Below are 19,849 nucleotides of genomic sequence, written 5' to 3'. Positions count from 1 at the left end.
AAGTATTCAATATAGGTAGCAATAAAAAGATCCCTCATTTGAAGGATCTTTTATAAAAGAACAAATTAATCAGATTTACGATTAATTATTTCGCCATTAGTTGTACTACTTTCGGTTTCATTACTATAAGTTTTCACCAAAGGTATTTTGCCGGACAATACACCTTCCTGAACTTCCTTGATAATTTCGCTGACAGAATCAGGTAATACTAAACTGCCACCTTTGCTGTTGTCATAACCTGTAACAGATTGTTGTTCCACATTTTTGGTATTAAGAATGACATTACCTTGCACATTACCAATCTGTCCACCAATCAGATGTGTATTTCCTTTTACATCCAGATTAACGCTCTGATTACCGGAAATTACCGATTGTTCACTGACTGTTTCCCGATCTTTAATATCGACATTACTTTTGAATTTACCTGTAACACCATTAATCCCTTTAATATTATTAAGGCTATTAAACGCGGAGGTTAGTCTTTCTTGTAATCCTTTCTGCTGTGGTTCTTCTGTTGTATTTTTCGATGGATCATCTTTCGACACATCGTCTTTAGAGGTTTCATCTTGAGGTGCATTATCCTTAGTTGCTTCATCTTTGGGGATGTCACCACTTTTGACTTTAGATTCTTTCGTGTAATTAATACCGGCATCAACACCGACATTTAACCCATGCTCAGTATCTTTTCGGCTTTCAACACGCAAGTCACCGCCAATATTGCCTTTTACCTGATCAGCATCTATTCGTGCTCCGCCTACTATCGTGTCACCGCCACTGTTGATAACGACATTTTCACCCTTAATATGACTATTATGCTGGGTTGTTGCTTGCAGGCGATCAACACCCGCTTTGACTTCCCCGCCAAAGTTATGTTTTGTGGTGGTGGTTGTACTGTCATCCTCAGCTTTTTTAACCGAGCTTGCATTACCGCCACTGCCTTTCAGGTTCAATTCCCAACTGTCGTTATTAATCCGATCCTGAGCAGATACCAGTTCGATATTTCCTTGTTTGGCATTCAGATCGATCTGCTTACCTGTCACTTCAGCACCTTTCAGTGTCAGGTTATTGCCCGCACTCAGATTGACACCTTGCTTACCGCCAATCTCACTTACCTGAGCTGCGGTGTTGTTTTTGCTATCAGTGTTGTAACCGCCGCCAAGACCGATATGAATATTCTTGCCTTCTGGGGTGGTTCCTCCTTTAGCTGATGCTTCACCGTTATAACCGGTTGCTGTTTTCGTCGTGCTGTTGGTGGCGTTATCAAAATGGATATCACCTTTAGCATCTACACTGGTTTTGCCGGCGCCGGCATTCAGAGATGTACCCTGATATTTAGCATCTCGCTCGACATAGATATCAATATCATCTGTTGCGGTAATCCGGCTAGTGACTGCTGTGGTAGTCGCAGTATGGCTGCTTTGTGTGCCGCCTTTGCCTTTACCATTACCGGAGATATCTTCACCGGTGGTGGTATAAACACGTAGGTCAGCATTGCCGCGGGTTTCACTGTGGCTGCTTTCGTGGTGATTCTGTGCTGCTTCACTGTTATGGCTACCGGCAGTCAGTGTAACGTTACCTTTATCAGCACGATATTGAGTACCCTGATCATACAGCTCGCCATTGGTTCTGATAACAACATTGCCGGCCTGAACAGAGGTTACAACCGCTTCGGACTTTTTGTTTGCAGTCTGGATACTACTGCCGTTGGCGGCAATATCCGCGCCGAAATTAGGTGTGCCTTTGTTGGTTAAAGTGCCATCCAGCGCAGATTTAGCCGGTTCTTTAACCACTTTCTCTATCGGGCGAGTAACAGCGCTATAATCGACATTGACACCAATATCCGCGCCAACCTGTAGTTTGTGGTTGGCATTTGATGTCGTATTCGATACAGCCAGATTGCTGACTTTGCCTGCCTCAGCGGTATAAGTGCCATTGACTTCATGCTTTGTCCCTTCCTGAACCAATTCACCGTTGGTTGTAATATTCAAATTACCTGCGATTTGAGAACCGGAAACAACGGCAGTCGTACTGGTATGATTGTTGTTGTTACTTTCATAACTACCATGAATACCAGAACCGACTTTATCGATTCCTCCCGTAAGATAGGCGCCAACGTACTTTTTACTCTGAGATTTCTCTTCGGATTTTTTATTATCCGCGGCTAACAGATGAACATTCGCGCCGGTGATCTTCGCATCACCTGTAGTCGTCACCAGATTAGAACCACTCAGGGTGACATCTTTATCAGCATCGATAGTCATGCTACCTCCACTCAACGTGGAAGCTTGCTGTGTTATCGTCTGATTTTTTTGACTGTTACTGGTATGTTCAATGCCTATTCCGGCACGATACTGTTTATCCCCCTTTGGTTGGAAGTGGCTTTGCGGCTCCAGAGAAGTGCTTTGTTTATCAGCCTGTTTCTGTTCGCCATAAGAGAGCACGTTGATATTACCGGATGTGTTCAGGCTAAGCGCGCCGGTACTTTGCACCTGACTGCCAATAATATTGATATCTTCATCACTGAGTAATTTGAGCTCTGCTTCAGAAACCAATTCGCTGCCATGAGATTTCTGTTGCTGGCGATTGGTTCTTTTTGAGCTATTAGTGATGTTAAGTACTGTGCCCGTTCGCTCATCAACTTTGTGATTGATATGACTGACCGCATTATCGATGGTTAATTCGCCACTATTAGCATTTACAAAAGCACCTTGGACCGCCTTCACTTTGCTGCCGGTAATGGCGATACCCTCATAGCCTGACAGCAATAAACGCCCATTGGCTGTCAATTCAGATGCATGGTTGGTTTCTTTTAACTCACTGTTGTCTTTATTCCCACCGCCGCCGAGACCTCCCCAGTATTTTTTATCATCACGTATAGCCCGGCTATCAGCCGTTTTCTGAACATCGATTTGCAGTTGTTTACCAGCTTCTAATGTCAGATTTTGACCTGCATGGACTTTTGCCCCAAGAATTTCAGCACGAGTTCCTGCCTTAATATTAAGATTAGTTCCTGCTTGTAATTCACTGGCAATCAAACGCTCGGTCTGTTTACTCTCTTCCCAACTTCCGGTCTGCAATTTAGCCGTGTGATTTTTTTTGTGACCTGTTTCCGAGCTTTTTTCTGTCTCAGTCAGACCGGCAATTTGAACACCTTTTTTCGCTGTAACCGCTAGCTCACCTTTAGCATCTATTTTGCTGCCAAGGATCTTAACGTCACCTTCCGTCGCATTTAAGCTCGCATTTCCTTTGGCCTGGATATTGTTTCCTGCCTGATGCAGTTTTTCACTTTCCTGAGTGACCTCATGGCGCCAGGAATAACCCTGTTGGTTATTAATATTTTTAGTGGATTGCTTTAATTGCTGCCCATCTAAAGTGAGATTAGCACCACTCAGATTCACATCATCACCTACGATATCCGTGGCTGTAATCCGGTTATGACTATTGGCGACTAATGAAATATTTTTGCCTTCAAGCTTAGTACGAGCGAGTGACTGACTACTTTTACTATCATTGGTATAAGAACCGCTGAAATAGCTTTGGTAATTATTGCTACCATCACGGCTATATGATGATTCGCTGACTTTACCTTTTACCTCAATATCATTACCCAAAAGATCAACATTTCCACCTCGTAGATGTGCTGCTTCTAAATTGAGATTGCCGTGGGAATCAACAATAATCTCATCACTGGCAGTAAGAGTACCTTGTAAATTAACTCCACTGCCTTTTGCAGTATTGAGTAGACGGATACGTCCGGCTTGCATACTCCCCAGATAATAGCTGTCCAGCACACCGGTTAACGTTTGCTGAGAATTAATGACTTCTCCTGTGGCTGAGGTTTTATTTTCACCACTGATCGCATTAATCTCTTTTTGAGCGGTGACTGGGCCCCGGTTGTCAATTTTCGGGGCGATAAGATCAAGGATCGCATTGGCGATTAAACCATCCGATTTAATTTTCAGGCTATTCTGATTATTAAACGTACTGAAACCTTGCAAATTACCTTGTTCTATCAATGGATTACCTACAACCAGAGAAGCGCGGTTAGTATTGATAAAACCACATCCATTACAGGTGATGCCGTTCGGGTTTGCCAGTACATAATCTGCTGCTATACCAAACACTTCCTGTTGACCTAATAACAGGGAAGGGTTCCTGCTGATAACTTCATTCAGAATCAGGCTAGCAGCTTGACCATTCAAATTAGGGTTAGCGGCAAGCTGCCCCGCTAATTGTGATTGCCCCTCCTTAAGCGCATTATTTAGAACGACACCCATCTGGCCGACGTTGTAATCCAGATATTGGTTATGTGACAACCCGGAAGAGGAGGGCGTCACGATATTCACAACCGTTGCTTTACCTTCGGCAGCGAAAATATCGGGATGGTGTGCTGGATCGCCACCACCAACGATTTCACTGGCAAAACTGGTAGAACAAGAGACAAGAATGATTGCCATAGAAGCGGTAAGCTTGCCGGTAGGAGATAACCTGAATTTTTTGTTTTTCATACATTAAGTCTCTATCTATTTAGTTATATTGCTGTGTGTACAGCGTTGGGTACTGCTTAAAAACATCAAAAGGTGTAAGAAAAACGGACTAGCACCTGAATGGGTTCATCAGATGCTCGGCGATTAGAAAGTAACTTTCCTCGACTGGTTTCTAGATCGAATACCATGCTCTGGTATCTCAGTGTGGCGCCAGAACTGATTCCGGCGCTGCTTTGCCAGCCTTGTGGGCTGCGATATCCTTGAACCCGGCCAATATCAATACCGATACGCATTGATAATGTGCTGTTGGCGAGGGGAAACGTCCGGGACAGTGTATTTTGCAGATACCAGCCGTTATCCCCGGATAGTGTATTTTTGCTAAATCCCCGGACTGCATTCCGATCAGTGATATTCAGCCATTCGACGCCGGGCAAACCGCGCTGATTGTATTGCCCATAAAACAGGTTATTGAGCTGATAAGGCGAGTTGAACAGCATAAAACGCTGATGTAGATTGACCATCAACTTGCCTTTGGTGAACTGCTTATCGAGATAGGCGGTTCCGGTTTGTGCTCCAAACCAAGGCAAACCCTGTTCAACACTCAGATTGAGCGTGATTAATCCGGTTGGAATGATATGTAAATGATTAACACCGAGTTCAAAGACACTCAATGTTTGGCTACTGACACCAATCTTGGCATCGTTGAAGTAATTATTGTAATTCTTGTAAGTTAATTGCCCGCTGACACTATTAATCTGAGATTGATTACGATAGAAGGCAAAATCGGCACGCATGCCGATTTGCTGAGTATCACCATAAATCTTTATCGTTCTCATTTGTAAATGGGGGCGGCTGGCATATTGGGAATAACTACCAAACCCACTGAATGTTGCTGCGCCATAGGGCACTGAATAAAGCAGAGTATAAGCACGGCTATACCGGTTGGATGGGCTATCTAACGTACTACTGGCATTCAGACTGATGAAATCGGATAAACCAAATGGGCTGTCAAAACTGACATTTGTGCGGACCAGCCATTTCCCAGTGCTCTTTTGCCCATAATTATCAGTTTTGATATTCAATAACCCAGGCTTACTGCGCTGATTATGTAATTTAATCACCGAACCACCATTCACCGCTCCCGGTAAAATATCTAGGGTGGTTTTATTGGACTGTAGCCGGTTAGCCTGATCTAAACCCTGATCGAGTTGTGTAATATTGAGTGGTTGTTTTTCCAGACCGGGAAATAGCATCCTACTATTCACCCAGCGATCACCGCCTTCGATTTTTTCAATAAACCCTTCGATAACGTTTAGCCCTAACTCTCCATCGGTATTAGGCGCAATAAACTGAATACGGGCGGTGATATAGCCTTTACTGATATAAAGCTGAGTCAGTTCGTGGCTGAGCCGATTGATATCATGACTGCTGATACACGCCGGGGATAAAGCGCTGAGCGTACTTAAATCCCGCATCGAGAGCAGAGATATCCCTTTAAGGTAAACGTCGGTTAACGGCAGACATTGCTTAGATTCCGGCAATACTGACGCAGGCGTTGACTCAGGAACGGTATTAGCCTGCTGCTTTAATTGCTGATATCGGCGTTGTTCTATCAATTGGTTAATTTCCCTGGAACTATCTTGCAGAGTTCTTCTCGCTTCAGTCATTGGCAGATCATCATTTATCTCTGCCGGTGAGGCGATTATCTGAAAGGAAATACAACCTAATATGAGAATAGATATTCTTTTTATCATTCATTCACCGATAAGGATGATATTTTATGCCATAAAACATAAATATAGGGTGATAGCCTGATCGTAATGACATATACCCTATGGATTTCAAGATGCATCGCGACGGCAAGGGAGCGAATCCCCGGGAGCATAGATAACGATGTGACCGGGGTGAGAGAGCGCAGCCAACAAAGAGGCAACTTGAAAGATAACGGGTATACATATTGGCTAATTTATTCGTTATTAAAGCACACTATTGGTTATATCTTGCTCTGATTAGTGGGTGGCGTTTCTTTTATATCTCGATTTTCTATCAGAAATTTTAATTAGTCGGTTATTAGGATAATAATGAGTTAATAAGAGCCATGATTTTATTGCTTATTAATGAATTAACTTAAGTGGAATGATTGACCAGGGGTTATTTGGATGGGTAATAGAATATTTTCGTTAGGAAAATCTTTAAATAAAGTAAAATTTAAGATAATTCAGTAATAATGATCTAAATTTTAATTTAAGGTTGTTTAACTTGGGAAATGATAATGTCTGGTGTAATAGTTTTTATAAGTGATTTTTGGTAGAGGAATAAACAATAGGAATAATATTACCTAAATTTTGAATGGAATAATTGTCGGAAGATTGTTGAATTTATGGAGAGGAATAGAGTTTACCTGGATGTTATAAGATTTCATTTATAAGGCAATAATATTATTATATAAATTAGTGTTTATTACAGACATTTAATTAAATTGAAAAATAAAAATACTGGAAAATTATTGTAATAATTTTCCAGTAGAAAATGAAAGCATACAAATGCTTAGCTATTAGTTACTTCAATATATGGATCATATCGATAATAACCTAGGAGCTTTTTACCGTCATAAGCGGCAAAGAACCATGTATATTGTTCTACACCTGGTTTATGAGCTGTTGCTTGGAAATAACTATCTTGAGATTCAACAAAAATTATCTTAGGTTCATCCTCATTTGCATTAATACCTGAAGGGACCATTGGAACTTTTTTGCCCATAGGGTTCTGTGACCATATTTGTGATGGGACAGAGATGACATCGTCTCCTATACTAAGCTTTTTGAATTTATACAATATAATCGTATAGTCGAAATTATTAGATACCGTTGTAGCCCTCCATCTAATATTTGCATTAATGGGAACAGTGACACGGGCACCAGATGAACTCGCCACTTTCAATCCAAGCTCTGGAGTGTAATTAGCTATATATACATGCTGACGGATAATTGTTGGATCTTTAGGGTCCAGAGAACTTTTAAGATTATTAGTACGAAGATATTCAATTATTGAATCAATATCAATAACAAAGGTTACATCAGCTGTAATAGAGTTCTTGGTTATAGCAATATCATTTTTACCCTGAATGACTTCACTCATCATAACACCTCTTGCATATTTAAATTATTTATTGGGAATCGAAAGGTTATTTTGTTTACTCATTATTATTATTATAATTTTCTTTTTATATAATTAACTATTAAAGTTGAAACAGCTACTAGTATAAATCATAGTTTATATGGGAAAATTACTCATATATTTATTAAGTATTACTTCATATGGCTAAATACGTTAGTTAATTTATTTTTGTAAAAAATAAAGCATAGAAACTTTATATTAAGGCATTAAATAATCATTTATATTTCATTGAAAGCGATTTAATATTCTTAATATGGCTATAATATGTTTTTATATATATTATTTTACCTGATTATTAAAATTTAAATCTTATTGATATAATTTCTTTTGTTTACGAAAAATACATTGTGGCTTATCAAATCTTGCTTCTGTATAACAGTAAATAATTATTTTATTTATTAAGTGTAAATTTTGATACTATAATAAATATTAGGGTTAACTATCAATATTCTTAATTTTCAAGAGGACGTTGAATGAATATTTATCGACCATATACCTTACCCTATAATTTTCATAAATTAGATGTAGATGTACATTTTGTGGCTGAAATTTGTGAGCTTATTAACAAAATTTCGGGGTTTAGTTTGTTCTCCCTTTTATTAAAAGCGCGCTTTCCTATCTCTAATCGAGACGTATATTTCTTTAATAATTATCATGAATCTTGGAGAGCCCTTTATATAGAAAAAAAGTATTGGATGATTGATCCCGTTCTAAATTTCCGACCTGTGCCACCTTCTTTTTCAAAAATATGGGACTTGGATTTTTTTTCCAAATCTAATGGGCAAGAGCTTTGGTATGTTAATCAGAAATATGGATTTCGTTCTGGGATCACCTTTGGTCTTCCTGCATTTTCAGGAACTTATGGAATATTTTCTGTTGCGGGAAAAGATGGGCCTATTGATAACGAGACAATGTATAAATGTAGTGGAGAAATTTTAGGAGTATATATTAGGATAATAAGATACTTAACATCACACACAAAGTATTTACAATCGTTCTATATCGATAATACCTCATTTTCACATAGAGAATTAGAAGTATTAAGGTATACCGCAGATGGGATGACATCAATTGAAATTGCATCAACCATTTGTGTCACTAAAAGTACAGTTGATTTTCACCTAATGAATATCGTCAAAAAACTGGATTGTAAGAATAAATTCCAGGCAATAGCTAAAGCGGCATTACTTGGCTATATATAACTGATATACCCGTTATCCTTCAAGTTGCCTCTTTGTTGGCTGCACTCGCTCACCCCGGTCACATAGTTACCTATGCTCCCGGGGATTCACTCCCTTGCCGTCGCGATGCATCTTGAAATCCATAGGGTATATCTTTATTGGGCAACACGATGTAAATGAAAATGAGGTTAAGATTGACATGAACGGTATTACTATGCCACGATTAGAACAACCGATTCATTATTCTAAAACAAAACAATTTGCAGATTTCTAATTATATATCTCCAAGATTATATAATCATTTTTTCAAGGCGGATTTTTATAAAGGTGCTTATTATATCATAAGTATCTTCTTTATGTATTAATAATAATCAGGAGAAATACAGTGGCTAATCTCAGAGAAATACTGATTGCCTTTGGTTGGGGGGGTATTGTTGTCGGGATTATGATGGGTGGGTTAATAGGAATGTATGCTTTTAAAGGGCCATTCCGTGCACCTAAAGGTCATGAGAGCTATACAGACTTAAATCGTAGGATGCTCAGGCTAGCTCATATTGCTTTTATCATGTTGCCGTTGATTTCTATCTTATACGGTATGAACATTGACGATTTACAGGTTCCTTATATTTACAAGTATTACGCAACAATCTGCATGATGATTCTTTCTATCGGAATCCCTGTATTATTGATTGCCTCGTGTTTTTATTTACCGTTCAAGTATGTTCAGGTTATTCCTTTTAGCTGTGGGATGTTTGCATTAGTTGTAATGGCCGTGGGCAGGGTGTTAGCCCTGTAATCTATTAATCGTAGTCTTTATATTGAGATTTTAATCATGGAAAAATTACCGAGTGCGCGTCAACTCGGCAGGGATGCTATTGCTGCAACCGTCGAAAATAACCAATATCAGCGTAATCATCAGTTTGCAAAGCGATTAATCGATCGCATTGAAGCGCACCCGCTGATGAGAAACCCAATTTTGTTAAAGATGAATAGCGGTGAGTTCGACATCAGCCAGATGAGGATATTCCATCTGGAGTTTTATCACGCCTTCGCCCAAGTATTTACCGATGCGGTGATCGAAGCGTTGGGCTCAGCAAAACAGCTGGAAGGGCGTTTGGGTGCGCGGGCAAAAATGGCAGCTCGTTTTTTGCTGCAAATTAACCTGCTAGATGAGTTAGGTTTCCACCCAGGAACAGGCTCTGACAGTGGCTATAACGGGCAACCAGCACTGGCTCACTATGTGCAATTCTTCAACACCATCGAGCAATTGGGGATGAGTGAGAATGAGGTGAAAGCTTGGTTTCCGATGTCCAGTTCAGTGGCATGCCGCGCGACATTTGAAAATGCCTACGGTGACTACCCTCAGTTGGTGGCACTATTAGCCGTTGCTGAAACAGTGTTCCACGACTTTGCTACGCCTTGGGCGAAAAGCGTGGGTGTAGCGACAGATATTGATGTGTCTACCGGTTATCACAGTATTCACGTAGAGACCGAAACCGGTGGATCAATTGAAGACGGTCATTCTGAGGATGCTTGGATCTTATTCTGTCAGGCGATTACCGAAGATCGCTTTGATGAAATGGAACAGCGAGTAGACCTGTGGCTGAAAGTATGGAATGACTTCTGCAACGATCTGCTGGCGGGTCGTGCTGCAAAATAATTTCAGGCTAATTTAACTTTTCATATATATACCCTATGGATTTCAAGATGCATCGCGACGGCAAGGGAGTGAATCCCCGGGAGCATAGCAAACTATGTGACCGGGGTGAGAGAGCGCAGCCAACAAAGAGGCAACTTGAAAGATAACGGGTATAAAGAGCTAATCATTATGCCGTCCCACCAGTTGTTTAACAGGGGATTTAATTCCTTCAACCAACTATTGCCAGAACTTGCTGTTCAACATACCGACAAGACGGCATTTGAGTTTTTACGAAGTTCTAGGGAGATACAAAATCAAAGCTATGGGCAATTGCACCAACGCGCAGCATCATTAGCAAGCGCACTTCAGCAATATGGTCAGCGCGGTGATAGGGTTATTTTACTTTATCCAGACGGTGAAGATTTTATTGGGGCGTTTTTTGGCTGCCTTTATGCAGGAATGATTGCTGTCCCGGTCCCTATGCCAGCGAAATCCTCAGGAAATGCGTGGGAGCGTTTTATTGGCGTTTTACGCAATGCGAAAACAGAATTTATTGTAACAACCGGGAAAGGAACCGAAACGTTAATACAACTGACTTTACCGTCACCTCCACTTATTTTTACTTTTGATAAACCGGAAGCGATATCACTGCCTGCGGGATATCGCCTCCATTATCTTGAACGCCATTTTGCTGGGGTATTTAATCCTGCGCAGATGACTGACACCGATCTGGCATTTTTACAATACACCTCAGGCTCCACGGGTACGCCAAAGGGAGTGATGGTTACCCACGGCAATCTGTGGGCAAACTCACAGGCTATTCACCACTATTTTGGTCATCACAGTGAAAGCCGCGGCATGATATGGCTGCCGCATTTCCACGACATGGGGCTTATCGGTGGACTGCTACAGCCCGTGTATGGGGCGTTTCCATGCCGGGTGATGTCACCAATGATGCTGATGAAAAACCCGCTTAACTGGTTAAAACAGATCTCAGAATATCGTGCGACTACATCGGGGGGGCCCAATTTCGCGTACGATCTTTGCGTACGTAAAATTAGCCAGCAACAGGCTGAAGGTTTAGATCTCTCCTTCTGGGATGTGGCGTTTTGCGGGGCTGAGCCTATTCGTCCTGCTACATTGCGCCAGTTTGGTGAGCATTTTGCCCATACTGGCTTCGGTGCTAAGGCATTTTTACCCTGCTATGGCATGGCGGAAACCACGTTGATCGTTACCGGCATGGATAAAGGTCAGGGAATGGTCGTTACCAATGAAGATGAAAAAGATCCCGGTGTTGTCAGCTGTGGTCAGGCGTTGCCAAATACCGAAGTACGCATTGTCGACCCCGTTAACCTGCGTGCGCTGGAGGCTGGACAAACGGGAGAAATCTGGTTGCGTGGGCCCAGCATTGCGAGCGGTTACTGGAATAATGCTGCTGCGACAGCAGCTACTTTCCATGCTCAGATCGAGAATGAATCGGCACACTGGTTGCGCAGTGGTGATTTGGGGTTCCAACAGCGAGGATCGCTGTACGTTACTGGGCGTGTGAAAGAACTCTTGATTGTCAATGGTCAGAACCATTACCCAACAGATATTGAGGAAACGATCCGGAACGCTGATGCTCTGCTGGCCAATGCCACCGTCTGTGTTTTTGCCAGTGACATTGCGCAGACAGAGCAGGCCGTTGCCTTGCTGGAAATCCCGGAACGCGCCAAAGAGTCTGTTGATACAGCAGCGTTAAACGACCGCCTGAATGCCGCAGTGGCAGACCGGCATGGCATAACACTGGGTGAGTGGGTATGGGTTGGTCGACGGGCGATTCCACGCACGACCAGTGGCAAACTGCAACGAACTCGTGCCAAGGCAATGTACCAACAGGATGCATTAGTTGTGCAATGGAGCAGCCGAGCGGTTCAACCACAACCGGCCTGTACAGATGGTGGTCTGTTTCACAGTGTGCCGGCGCTAGCGTCATTTATTGCAGGTATTATCAGTACGGCGGTTAACAGGACCGTTAACCAACAGCATTGGGATGATGCGTTCACGACATTTGGGCTGAACTCGTTGCAAGCCGTTGGTGCGATAGGTGAGTTGGAACAGCATCTGGGCCGTGAGCTTTCTCCATCGTTGATTTACGATTATCCGACCATCAATAAACTGGCCGTGGCACTGTTGCAGCCTGCGGAGCAAAAAGCCGCGGCTACGGTGGCTATCACTGACGATGCTATCGCGGTGATAGGAATCGGGGTTGAATTGCCGGGGCACAGCGGCGTTCAGGCGTTATGGTCGTTGCTACAACAAGGACAAAGTACGACCGGAGATATTCCCGCTCACCGTTGGGCTGGCTCGGCGTTAAGCGGTTTTAATTGTAAAGGCAGTTTCTTTGACACCGTAAATGAGTTTGACGCTGGCTATTTTGGGATTTCGCCGCGTGAGGCTGAGTATATTGATCCGCAACATCGCTTGTTGTTAGAAACTGTACAGCAGGCATTAACTGATGCGGGGCTAAAGGCTTCCGCCTTGCGGGGAAGTGATACCGGGGTGTTTATCGGTATCAGCGCCAGTGATTATGCTTTGCTCTCGGGCGATCGGGTTTCTGCCTATAGCGGGTTGGGTAATGCGCACAGCATTGCGGCTAACCGCATTTCCTATGTTTATGATTTCAAAGGGCCAAGTGTCGCAATTGATACGGCCTGTTCCTCTTCTCTGGTCGCGATTGACACGGCGATACAAAGCCTGCGTTCGGGGCGTAGTACGCTGGCTATCGCTGGCGGCGTGAACTTGGCTCTGACACCGCATTTACAGACCGTCTTTACGCAGGCGCATATGTTGGCGCCAGATGGCCGGTGTAAAACCTTCGATGCACGGGCCGACGGATATGTGCGCGGTGAAGGATGTGGCATCGTCATTTTAAAACCACTGGCACAAGCACTGACCGATGGTGACCGGGTTTATGCCACTCTGGTAGCGAGTGCCATCAATCAGGATGGTCGTAGCAATGGGATCACTGCGCCGAATGGCCTATCACAACAGGCGGTTATCGCACGGGCGCAGGCCGAGGCGGGCATCAATAGCAACCATATCGATTACGTGGAAGCACACGGTACCGGTACGGCATTGGGCGACCTGATTGAATTTCAAGCGCTGGAGGCGGTGTTCGCGCAACGCCATCAACCCGCAGCGGTGCAGGTGGGGTCGATCAAGACGAACATTGGTCATCTGGAAGTCGCCGCGGGCGTGCTTGGGGTTGTGAAAGTGGCCTTAATGCTGCACTACCAACAGCGTGTACCTCATTTAAATTTCAAACAAATCAATCCTCATATTGCCGCCATTAGCCGCCGAGTTTCGGTAGCGGGGAACCGCAGTTGTGCATGGGAGTCGGCTGAGGGCCAACGCTATGCAGGTGTCAGTAGTTTTGGCTTTGGGGGAACCAATGGTCACGTGATCCTGCGTGACTGTCCGCAGGCGGCAAAAGGTGAAGAGGAAGCGTTACCGTTAACGTTACTGCTGGTGGCCTCGCATGAAGAACAGGGTTTTAACGCCCAGCGTGACGGTGTATACCGCAGCTTGCAGTTGCAACATGATGCTGACGTCTCGGCGTGGTGCCGTCTGGTCAATACCCGTTATGACCACCCACGCTACCGTGGGTTTGCCTTTGGGGCCAACCGCCAGCAATTGGCCGAGAACCTGATGCAAATCAGCGGTAGCAAAGCGGGCAAAGCGCAGCCTCAGGTCTGGTTATTCCCTGGGCAGGGAACGCAACAAATTGGCATGGGGGCAGCCTTGTATCAGCATCTGCCATATTATCGCAAGTGCTTTGACCAACTGGCTGATACGGTTTTACAACGTTATCAAATCGATATCCGCCAGGCGCTACATGCTCAAGACGACAGCTGGCAGCGCTGTGCTAAAACTTGTCAGTTGTCCCTGTTTGCGTGCAGCTATGCCATAGCAGAGAGTTTGATGCAGCTTGGGTTACGCCCAGCGGCCGTGATTGGTCATAGCCTGGGTGAATATTGCGCCGCGGTTATTGCTGGTCAAATATCGTTGGAGCACGGGCTGGCAATGGTTCACCAACGCGCCCACTTGATGGGCAGTCTGACCCAACATGGCGCGATGGCCGTGGTGTTCAGCGGTGAAGATGAGGTTCGTCGCTACATCGCCCCATGGGCAGGAGAGGTTGCCATTGCTGCGTTTAATACGCCGACGCTGACAACCATTACAGGGAGTACTGCGGCGATTGAAGCCTGCCTGAAAGACATTTCTGGGCTGGGCGGTCATGCCCGGCGTATTAAAACCGCCAACGCATTCCATTCTCACCTGATGGACCCGATCTTGTCAGAGTATCAACTCTGGCTAACGCAACACATTGATTTTAAAGAAGGGAATCTGCCTTTCTACAGCAATCTTGACGGCAAGGTACGTCAATATACGACGGCTGACTACTGGGTCCAGCAAATTCGGCAACCGGTTCACTTTTTGCAAGGAATTAGGGCACTGTTTGAAGAAGAGAAATATACGTTTGTGGATCTGAGTGCAGACAGTTCGCTGGGCAAATTTGTTGTTGTGACAGACCGTGGGCAACACGTATTGGCCGCGGCTGACCATCGACATGAATATCAATCACTGCTGACGCTGCTTGGCTCATTGTGGCAACACGGGCATGACATCGAGTGGTACAGGCTGTACCTCGCAATGGGCCGTGAGGCGTTGACGCTGCCAGCTATCCAATTTTGTAAAAAAACCTACTGGTTGGCGGATGAAAAGTTAATGCAGCCATCATCTTCACATGAGGACGTTATGTCACAACACCACCAATTACGGAGCGAAATAAAAGCGATTATAGCCGGGTATCTTGGGGCGCAGCCTGAGGATTTGGATGACGATCTGCCTTTTCTGGAAATGGGCGCGGATTCGTTGGTTCTGTTGGATGCAATCAATACCATTAAAGATCGTTACGGGGTCGCGATCCCTATGCGCTCACTGTTTGAAGAGTTAAATACGCTGGATGCGGTGCTCCACTATGTCGTGGAGCATGCCCAGGTGGCGGAACCCGTTGCTCCGGTTAATGAAAATCGCGGTGCTATGCCCGTTGTGCCATGTGCAGAACCCACGGTAACACCTACATCGGTTCATGCGGGCGAACTCGGGGGGGCGGTATCGGTTGCGGTTCCTGAAACACTGCAAGGCTTGATTGCACGGCAGTTAGAGATCATGTCACAACAGCTTCGCTTACTCAATGGCGGCATAGTTCAACCCGCTCCGGCACTGCCCGCTGTAGAGGCCAGCGCACCAGTGGCGACACTCCCGCAGCCACTGGTGGCTAAACCTATGGTTACGGATAAGGCACAGACCAATGCAACACCGACTAAAGCCGGTGCGCACAACAGTTGGTTAAAAAAGGAAACCCAAAAGGCTTCGCTGGGGGCTAAACGTGACAGACATATTCAGCAACTGACTGAGCAATTTGTCAGGAAAACGGCAAGTTCGAAACATAATGCTCAACAATTCCGCGCCGTCTTGGCCGATAACCGAGCATCTGCGGGCTTCCGTTTATCCACAAAAGAAATGCTCTATCCTTTGGTCGGAGTGCGTTCACAAGGTGCCCGTATCTGGGATGCGGATGGCAATGAATACATTGACTTCACTATGGGATTTGGTGCCAACCTGTTAGGGCATGCGCCGGAATGCGTGCAGCAAGCCGTTGCCGCGCAGTTGTCCCAAGGCATGCAAATTGGGCCACAGAGTTCCCTTGCTGGTGAGGTGGCAACGTTGATCGCAGAGCTGACGGGTCAGCAGCGCGTGGCTTTCTGTAATTCTGGTTCTGAAGCGGTAATGAGCGCCATACGCTTGGCGCGCGCTGTGACAGGCAAAAATAAAGTGGCGCTGTTTAGCGGTTCTTATCACGGTGTGTTTGACGGCATTTTGGGACGCCAACAGGGAGGGGAGACACCAGAGCACGCGATACCTATTGCTGCCGGTACACCAGCGTCACTGGTAGAGGATCTGCTGGTACTTGAGTATGGCAGTGAAGAGAGCCTGGTACTGATTGCTAAATATGCCGATCAATTAGCAGCGGTCATCGTTGAGCCGGTACAAAGCCGGTATCCCAACCATCAACCGCGCGAATATTTGCATGCGCTGCGTAAATTGACGGCTGAACACGATATCACCTTGATGTTCGACGAGGTGATTACCGGTTTCCGTTTGGCTGCCGGTGGTGCACAGGCGTATTACGGCGTGAAAGCAGATATTGCTACCTATGGGAAAATTGTCGGTGGCGGTATGCCAATTGGTGTTATTGCTGGCTCTGCACGCTTTATGGACAGTATCGATGGTGGCTTCTGGCAATATGGTGATGAGTCTTGGCCACAGGCCGAGCTGATTTTCTTTGCGGGGACGTTCTCCAAACACCCGCTGACCATGGCTGCGAGCAAAGCCGTACTCGAATATATCAAGAACCACCCTAGACTCTATGACGATATCAACCAGAAAACGAACGACCTCGCGCAAACGCTCAACACCTGGTTTGCGACGACGGGAACTCCGATCGAAATTGTTTCCGCTGGCAGTTTATTCCGTTTCAAATTTAGCGGTAACTACGACATCTTGTTCCATCATCTCATGTTGCGCGGCATCTTTATTTGGGAAGGCCGTAACTGCTTTGTGTCCACTGCGCACACCACACAGGATATTGAGCTGTTTATCACTGCGGTTAAAGAAAGCCTCAATGCCATGCGTGCCGATGGCTTCTTCGGTGAGGATGGTTTGCAACCTAATACATCTTACCCTGCCACTGACCGCCAACAGCGTTTTACACTGCTGGCCGCTGAGGGGGAGTTGGGGCTACGCGCGGGTAACATTGGTTGCGTCATCGAAACGGCTCGTCAGATCGATGGTTCCATGATGCGCCAAGCCTGGACTCTATTGAGTGAACGCCATGAAGCATTGCGTATGCAGTTCAACGGCACTGGCGAGTTGCAGGTCATGGCATCTTGCGTAGGTGGCGTAGATTTTACCGAAGAATGCAGTGAACAGGCAGAAAATAATGGCCGATTGGCGGCGTTTGCGGCTCAATCGTTCACCTTGTTAACTGCTCCATTGGCTCGTGTATTACTGTTACGGCATGTCGGCGGCTCAACGCTGGCTTTGGCCGCGCACCATACCGTTGCAGATGGTTGGTCATTTATGGTGATGCTGCGCGAACTACTCCATATATATGATTCCATCATGGCAGGACAGTTGCCTGAACTGGCAGCAGCGCCAAGCTATTTGCGCTTTATACATGCGGAAAAGACGGCAAATACTGCCCTCATTGCCCAGTGCTTGGCTAAACTACCAGCACCGCGTTTGAACCCTGCGCGTACGTTACTGGTTATTCAGCAAGTAGCACCATATCAAGGTAAGCGCTTAAAAGGGAGCGTGGATTACCCAGAATTACCGTCTCAGTTACGGAAAGCTGCCGTAAAGCTACGGGTAACTCGTTTTGTGATGTTGAGCGCCTTGTTTGTGTTGGCCTTAGAGAGGTTTATTGGTCACTCTTTGCTGCCTGTTGCTGTACCGAATTCCGGTCGGGATTTTGAACGGAGTGAAGGGCTTGTGGGGCAATGTGTCAGTTTGATGCCGTTTTGTTTTGACAGCGCCGCCAGCTCGTCACTGTCTGAATTTGTTGCTGCGATACATCAAGCTGCGTTGGCTCAGCGTGATGCGTCAGCATTACCAGCTCATTGTTTCCATGGCGAAAGCGCACAATTCCCTGTGCTGGCCACGTTCAATGTTGAACCTCATGCACCGCTGACCGAAATGCGCCAGTGGCAAGCTAGCCTGTCAATGCTGCCCGTCAGTGCAGTTGAGTTCCCGCTAATGGTGAACGTAGTGGAAATGGCTGAAGGGTTGTCAATCGAGCTGGACTATCAGGAGCGTTACTTCTCTGCGCATATAGCTGCTGAGCTGCTGGAACATTACCTGGCTGTGATCAATGTCTTGGCGGAGCAGGGCGTGGACGCAGTGAATCAGCAATTTTATTCACCTGCTGAAGTGGAAGCCTGATGAAAAAGCTGATGGGTATTGCACTGGTTATTGCTGCGTTGGCGTATACGATCAATCTGCTGTTTGATGCGGGCGTTTTCTACCGCGTTCAAGATATTCACATGCAGCAGTGTAGAAAAATAGAGGGTGTCAACGGAGCTGAAGATATCGTGCCGTTGCAAGATGGCGGTGTGTTAATTAGCAGTCTTAACCGCCATGGTAATGCGTCAGGTGCCCTCTATTACTTACAACCGGGACAGGCACCTTTGCTGCTGCCAGGGGATTATCCAGCGGAATTTTTCCCGCATGGTATAGACGTATGGCAACAGGAGGGAAACACCTGGGTTTACGTGGTGAATCATCGTCATCAAGAGGACCGTATTGACGTTTTCCGTTTTGAACGTGCAGCAATGCGGCTGATTTATCAACCTGCGTTGTCACGCAGTGTTGGAAAAAATATCAATGATATCAGTGTCATTGATAAAACCCGCTGGTTGCTCACACGGGATCACGCGTATTCCGGTCTGCTCGGCCGCATTGAAGATTACCTGCGCTTGCCACTCGCACGCGTATTACTGATCGATGATTCTGGGGTGCACACATTGCTCGATGGGTTGCACTTTGCGAACGGTATTTATTATGACCGACAACGGGAACGGCTGTATGTGGCGGAAACCACAAGCGGTGCCGTAAGCAGTTGGGCATGGCAACCAGGTGGGACGGCACCTATGTTACTGAGTCGGGCAACCGGCTTGCACGGGGTAGACAATATTATGCCTGATGAAAAAGGGGACAGATTATTGGTGGCCGCACACCCACAACTGCTGAAACTGGCGGCGTACCAAAAGGATGCGCAAGTGCGTTCACCATCTCTGGTCTGGCAGTTGGCGATTGCCTCAAATGGGGAAGCAGAACGCGCTCAGGTGATTCACCAAAGCCATGGTCAGATGTTGGCGGCAATCAGCGTCGCGGCACCGTTGGCTGACCAAGTGGTGATGGGCAGTGTTTTTGATAATGGGCTGCTGATGTGCAGGGGAAACTAGCATGTTGAAAAAATGGTTCTCCCGCCGCTCGACCTTCACCGGCACGTTAGAGGGGCAGACGTTTACCCTGGCAACAGTTGAAACGGTACTCGAAAGCGCTCTGAAAGCCGGTATATCACTGCCTTATAATGTTGTGGTGAAGGTTCTGGTCTGGCGGTGGGTTTGGTGTTGAAAATAACTCATGGGAACCTCTAAAAACTTTTCACAGCCACAAAATTGAGTAAAATGTAGGCACAGTACATCTCTGCAAGGTAGCGCTGTCATGATACCGCCTCGTTCTGCTTTAAAAAAAGA

At 45.6% G+C, this 19,849-nt stretch carries 10 protein-coding genes; 7 read left to right on the top strand and 3 right to left on the bottom strand.

Going from position 1 to position 19,849, the window contains the following annotated elements:
* Nucleotides 1-65: 65 nt before the first annotated feature.
* Together ACGF49_RS10810 and ACGF49_RS10805 are read right to left on the bottom strand one after the other, a co-directional pair.
* On the bottom strand, nucleotides 66-4,508 hold the full coding sequence (locus tag ACGF49_RS10810; protein ID WP_387490902.1) for a hemagglutinin repeat-containing protein: 4,443 nt from the start codon (nucleotides 4,506-4,508) through the stop codon (nucleotides 66-68).
* A gap of 65 nt (nucleotides 4,509-4,573) precedes the next feature.
* Nucleotides 4,574-6,241, bottom strand: coding sequence for a ShlB/FhaC/HecB family hemolysin secretion/activation protein (locus tag ACGF49_RS10805; protein ID WP_228900765.1), 1,668 nt, complete (start codon nucleotides 6,239-6,241; stop codon nucleotides 4,574-4,576).
* A gap of 66 nt (nucleotides 6,242-6,307) precedes the next feature.
* Here ACGF49_RS10805 and ACGF49_RS10800 point away from each other — a divergent pair, with 66 nt between their 5' ends.
* On the top strand, nucleotides 6,308-6,496 hold the full coding sequence (locus ACGF49_RS10800) for a hypothetical protein (protein WP_228900768.1): 189 nt from the start codon (nucleotides 6,308-6,310) through the stop codon (nucleotides 6,494-6,496).
* A 538-nt stretch (nucleotides 6,497-7,034) separates the two neighbouring features.
* Here the strand turns inward: ACGF49_RS10800 and ACGF49_RS10795 are convergent.
* The gene (locus ACGF49_RS10795; protein ID WP_387490898.1) at nucleotides 7,035-7,628 is read right to left on the bottom strand and encodes an inclusion body family protein; all 594 of its coding nucleotides are present in this window, start codon (nucleotides 7,626-7,628) and stop codon (nucleotides 7,035-7,037) included.
* 509 nt (nucleotides 7,629-8,137) lie between these two features.
* On the opposite strand from ACGF49_RS10795, the gene ACGF49_RS10790 reads away from it, so the two are divergent.
* The 6 genes from ACGF49_RS10790 (at nucleotide 8,138) to ACGF49_RS10765 (ending at nucleotide 19,727) form a co-directional block, all read left to right on the top strand.
* A complete protein-coding gene (locus ACGF49_RS10790; RefSeq protein ID WP_113041143.1) occupies nucleotides 8,138-8,866 on the top strand; it encodes a LuxR family transcriptional regulator in 729 nt (242 codons plus the stop codon).
* Between the two features lie 364 nt (nucleotides 8,867-9,230).
* On the top strand, nucleotides 9,231-9,641 hold the full coding sequence (locus ACGF49_RS10785; protein ID WP_113041142.1) for a CorA family divalent cation transporter: 411 nt from the start codon (nucleotides 9,231-9,233) through the stop codon (nucleotides 9,639-9,641).
* Nucleotides 9,642-9,677: 36 nt separating this feature from the next.
* The gene (locus tag ACGF49_RS10780) at nucleotides 9,678-10,505 is read left to right on the top strand and encodes a hypothetical protein (RefSeq protein WP_113041141.1); all 828 of its coding nucleotides are present in this window, start codon (nucleotides 9,678-9,680) and stop codon (nucleotides 10,503-10,505) included.
* A gap of 168 nt (nucleotides 10,506-10,673) precedes the next feature.
* Nucleotides 10,674-18,533 (top strand): aminotransferase class III-fold pyridoxal phosphate-dependent enzyme, encoded by a 7,860-nt coding sequence (locus ACGF49_RS10775; RefSeq protein WP_387490991.1) that lies wholly within the window; start codon nucleotides 10,674-10,676, stop codon nucleotides 18,531-18,533.
* Entirely contained in the window at nucleotides 18,533-19,555 is a 1,023-nt protein-coding gene (locus ACGF49_RS10770) for an arylesterase (protein ID WP_113041139.1), read from the top strand. The genes ACGF49_RS10775 and ACGF49_RS10770 overlap by 1 nt, the downstream gene beginning before the upstream one ends.
* Before the next feature lies 1 nt (nucleotide 19,556).
* The gene (locus ACGF49_RS10765) at nucleotides 19,557-19,727 is read left to right on the top strand and encodes a hypothetical protein (RefSeq protein WP_228902698.1); all 171 of its coding nucleotides are present in this window, start codon (nucleotides 19,557-19,559) and stop codon (nucleotides 19,725-19,727) included.
* Nucleotides 19,728-19,849: the final 122 nt, after the last annotated feature.

The organism is Photorhabdus sp. RM96S, from assembly GCF_042879335.1.
GTDB lineage: Bacteria > Pseudomonadota > Gammaproteobacteria > Enterobacterales > Enterobacteriaceae > Photorhabdus > Photorhabdus kayaii.
Note: the sequence above shows the minus strand (reverse complement) of the source record. Positions and strands in the feature narration are given on the sequence as shown.